Here is a 1,345-nt window from a genome sequence, read left to right as displayed (position 1 = left end):
TCCCAGCCCATGTTCTGGCAGATATCACGAATCACCACCGGAAACAGTTTGACCAGACTGTCTTCCTCGGCCAGTGCCCGCGTCACTGCATGCTCCATCGTCCGTCGCAACTCCTCCCGCTTGCGGTCGGCGATGTCCTCGACCACATTGACCAGATAGTCCGGTTTGCCATCCTTGCCGGGGATCGCAGAAACCGTTCGCCGCACCCACAGTACCCGCCCGTCCCGGCACACAAAACGCTGCTCGATAATCACCGCGGCCGCATCATGTATGGCCTCTTCCGCGGAACGCAGGCCATACGCCCGGTCTTCCGGGAAAGTGATGTTGGCAACGTTGCGGCCCAGCAGCTCTTCCCGGGTATAACCGAGCATGTCCAGGAATTTCTGGTTTACTTCGGTGATGATCCCCCGCAGGTCCACCGTCGTAATACCCACCGCCGCATTGTCGAACAAGGCGCGATACCGCTGTTCGGTGGTTTTCCGTTCAGTGACATCAACAACCATGCCGACCAAGCCGGCAATCCCGCCATCGGGATGGGTGTACGTAGCCTTGTAATAAACGACATCCCGGTTTTCGCCGGTACCGGTGGTAATCGTCGTTTCATAAACTTGGGAGCCGGGATGGCCCCACAACTCCTGATCCGAAGCTTCCAGCCGTGCGGCAATTTCCGGCCTGTGGGAAAAAAGGTCGCGCACTGTTTTACCGATGAAAAAAACCCGCGATTGCCCGAACAAGTTTTCCCAGGCCTTGTTGACGCCAAGGTAACGGCCGTCCGTAGCCTTGAAAAAAATCGGGTTGGGAATGGCCTCGATCAGCCCCCGCATGCGGTTCTGCTCTTCGTTCAGCCGGGACTCGCTCGCGCGGAGATCCGCCGTCACCCGATCCGCCCACGCGATGGCCTGGGCCCGCGAGGTCTGCAAGGAACGCACCAGCCCCGCCAGCAGCAGGCTGATCACAACTCCGCTGAACAGTACCACCCACGACAACCAGCGGTCGGCGGAGGAATCGACTCCGGAGCGCGAAGTGAAATAGAGGTTCCAGCGGCGTCCGCCCGCATCCAGACTGGCTGTTGCAGTCAACGCCGCGCGTGTTGCATCCGCATTACCGGTGTTCATGTGTTCGGGCAGCAGGCGGTTGCTGTCGAACATCAGGTTTTTATCGGTAGGCGGCTCCCCTTCGCCATCGGCATTGAAGAAACCCGCGTCGTGTATGCGCACATGAATCTGCGCCAGCAGGGATTCGCTGAACAATCTGCGCATCAGGTCGATGACCACAAAGGAGGCGCTGATCACGCCGGCAAATCCGGCGCGGCGCTGCGCGATGGTTTCTGTCGGCGCGCCCCGCT

At 60.0% G+C, this 1,345-nt stretch carries 1 protein-coding gene; it reads right to left on the bottom strand.

The features are described 5' to 3' along the window. The coding region (locus Q8M88_RS01650) for a PAS domain S-box protein (RefSeq protein WP_305594429.1) at window positions 1–1,345 on the bottom strand (1,345 nt) is incomplete at both ends.

Source organism: Phenylobacterium sp., from assembly GCF_030693805.1.
Lineage (GTDB): Bacteria > Pseudomonadota > Alphaproteobacteria > Caulobacterales > Caulobacteraceae > Phenylobacterium.
This window is presented reverse-complemented; position numbering and strand designations above follow the sequence as displayed.